This window comes from Acidovorax sp. HMWF018 (assembly GCF_003061035.1).
GTDB lineage: Bacteria > Pseudomonadota > Gammaproteobacteria > Burkholderiales > Burkholderiaceae_C > Acidovorax > Acidovorax delafieldii.
In genome coordinates, this window is the sequence record NZ_QAIM01000353.1 from 1 (window position 1) to 2,260 (window position 2,260).

Annotated in this window: 2 protein-coding genes; both read right to left on the reverse strand. The window is 68.4% G+C overall.

The features are described from left to right. Positions 1 to 13: 13 nt before the first annotated feature. Positions 14 to 1,504 carry a M20 family metallopeptidase gene (locus tag DBR23_RS13410; RefSeq protein ID WP_108498586.1) on the reverse strand — a complete coding sequence of 497 codons (1,491 nt, stop codon included), beginning with the start codon at positions 1,502 to 1,504 and terminating at the stop codon, positions 14 to 16. 70 nt (positions 1,505 to 1,574) lie between these two features. Next, the coding region (locus DBR23_RS30660; RefSeq protein ID WP_233250446.1) for a GGDEF domain-containing protein at positions 1,575 to 2,260 on the reverse strand (686 nt) is incomplete at its 5' end.

The following is a 2,260-nucleotide window of genomic DNA, read 5'->3' on the forward strand; positions in this document are numbered from 1 at the left end:
GCGCCCTCTGGTGTCAGGGGGCCGTGGCCGCAGCGGCTGCCTGCTGGGCCATGGCCGCCATCACGTGTGCCACGGAGGCGGTGAGGCGCTTGGCATAGGGCACATGCAAAAACTCGTTGGGGCCATGCGCGTTGCTCTTGGGGCCCAGCACGCCACACACCATCATCTGCGCGGTGGGAAAGCCTTCGCTGAGCATGTTCATGAGCGGAATGGTGCCGCCCTGGCCAATGTAGCCGCAGGGCGCGCCAAAGTGCGCCTGCGAAGCCTCGTTGAGCGCCTGCTCGAACCAGGGTGTGGTGGCCGGGGCATTCCAGCCCGTGGCACCGCCGCCGCTCTGGAAGGTGACCTTGGCCTGGTAGGGCGCGTTGTCTTCCAGCAGCGCCTTCAGGTCCTGCACGGCTTGCGCGGCGTCCACCAGCGGGGGCAGGCGCAGGCTGAGCTTGAAGGCGGTGTAGGGCCGCAGCACGTTGCCCGCGTCCTGCAGCGCCGGGAAGCCCTCGGCACCGGTGACGCTGAGCGTGGGCTCCCAGGTACGCTTGAGCAATGCCTGCACCGGGTCGGTGGTGGTGGGCAGTGCAAACGTGGTGGAGCCGCCGCAGTCGTAGTGCGCCCAGGGGAAGCGGCGGTACACCTCTTCGCCCAGGATGGCCGCCGTGGCGCGGGCCTGGGCCAGCCGGTCGGCGGGCACTTCGCAATGGAAGCTCTGGGGCAGCAGGCGGCCGGTGGCGCTGTCTTCCAGCCGGTCGAGCACCTGCCGCATGATGCGGAACGACGAGGGCACCAGGCCCGAGGCATCGCCCGAGTGGATGCCCTCGGTCAGGATCTCGACCTTGAGCGTGCCGCTGGCCATGCCGCGCAGGCTGGTGGTGAGCCACAGCTGGTCGTAGTTGCCGGCGCCCGAGTCCAGGCACACGACCAGCGCCACGTTGCCCATGCGAGGCTTCAGTGCATCGATGTAGGGCAGCAGGTCGCGCGAGCCGCTTTCCTCGCAGGTTTCAATCAGACCCACGATGCGCGGGTGCGGCACGTTCTGGCGCTTGAGTTCCTGCACCGCAGCGATGCTGGCGTACACCGCATAGCCGTCATCGGCGCCGCCCCGGCCGTAGAGCTTGCCGTCTTCGTACTTGGGCGTCCAAGGGCCCAGGTCGCTGCGCCAGCCAGAGAACTCGGGTTGCTTGTCCAAATGGCCGTACATGAGCACGGTGTCGGTGGCGCCGGGCTGGGTGGCGGCGATCTCGAAGAACAGCACCGGGGTGCGGCCTTCCAGGCGCACGATTTCGAGCGTCAGGCCCTCGACCTTTTGCGACTCCACCCAGGCGGCGGCGTTGCGCACCACGGTGTCGAGCAGGCCCAGCTCGGCCCAGTCGGCAGCGAACGTGGGGGACTTGGCAGGGATGGCGATGTAGTCGGTGAGCTGGCGAACAATGTCACTGTCCCAGGCCTGGCTGACACGCTGCAGGGCAAGCTCAGGCTGAAGGACTTGGGAGGGCACGCGGGCGTTCATGGTGGGGCTCCTGAAGGCAGAAGGTGATCAATCCGCCATTCCAACACAACCCCCCGCCGGGCGCCATCGATCAATACAGAGACTCGGGCAGGGTCTCGGGATTGGCCTGGGCCGCCAGCTGGGCGCTGGGGCGGCGCAGGCCCGTAGCCACCTCGACGCGGTTGCGGCCGTTGTTCTTGGCCTGGTACAGCGCGCGGTCGGCGGCAGCAATCAGCATGTCCCAGCTGTCACCCGACTCCAGCCGCCCGCCAAACACGCCAATGCTCACCGTGACCGCAATGCCGGGGCCGGGCACGCCATCGGCTGGGCAGCGGGACTCCTCGACCGCCTTGCACAGCTCGCGCGCCAGCTGCTCGGCCCCCACGAGGCCGGTGTCGGGCAGCAGCACCATGAACTCTTCGCCCCCGTAGCGGCCCACCAAGTCCTGCGCACGCACGCGCTGGCGCAGGACGTTGACCACGCTGCACAACACGCGGTCCCCCGCCGGATGGCCGTACTGGTCGTTCACGTCCTTGAAGTGGTCGATGTCCACCATCATCAGGGCCATGGGCTCGCGCATGCGCTGGGCGCGGGCCACGTCGCGATCCAGCGCCGCGATCAGCGAGCGGCGGTTGGCCACGCCGGTGAGCGGGTCCAGCGCGGCCAGCACGCGGTTGTTTACGTCGGCCCGGTCGCGCGACATGAACACAAAACCCACCGAGCTGACGAGTACCACCGAGAAGGTGGCCAGAAAAGTCAGCGTCTGCAGCGCACTAC